A 509-nucleotide genomic window follows, 5' to 3' on the forward strand; every position below is an offset into this window, starting at 1 on the left:
GCTGGCGTTTATGGGTGATGGCGAGGATGACTGAAGCATCGCTCAGCGAGCGTTCGCCGGCGCAGTTGCCTGATAAGCGCCAGGTCGCGGCATCGTTTTCCCGTGCTGCGGGCAGTTACGACAGCGTCGCCGCACTGCAGCGACAGGTCGGCAATCAATTGCTGGCCCGACTGCCCTCCACTCGGCAACCCGGCCGCTGGCTCGATCTTGGCAGCGGCACCGGCTACTTCTCCCGCGTCCTGGCTGCGGCCTTTCCGGAGGCCGATGGCCTGGCACTGGATATCGCCGAGGGCATGCTGCGTCATGCACGGCCGCAGGGCGGCGCACGGCATTTCGTCACCGGTGACGCCGAGCGGCTGCCGCTGCGTGATGGCACTGTCGACCTGATCTATTCGAGCCTGGCACTGCAGTGGTGTGAGGATTTCGCCAGCGTGCTGAGCGAAGTGCGGCGGGTGCTGCGTCCGGGCGGCATCTTTGCCTTCACCAGTCTGTGCAGCGGTACCCTGCAG

The 509-nt window shown here is 66.0% G+C and carries 1 protein-coding gene; it reads left to right on the forward strand.

Features of this window, described 5'->3' with window-relative positions:
- Positions 1 to 26: 26 nt before the first annotated feature.
- On the forward strand, positions 27 to 509 hold a 483-nt coding region (locus tag CXQ97_RS21370), incomplete at its 3' end, for a methyltransferase domain-containing protein (protein WP_146069771.1).

The organism is Arthrobacter sp. B0490, assembly GCF_002929355.1.
Taxonomy (GTDB): domain Bacteria; phylum Actinomycetota; class Actinomycetes; order Actinomycetales; family Micrococcaceae; genus Arthrobacter_D.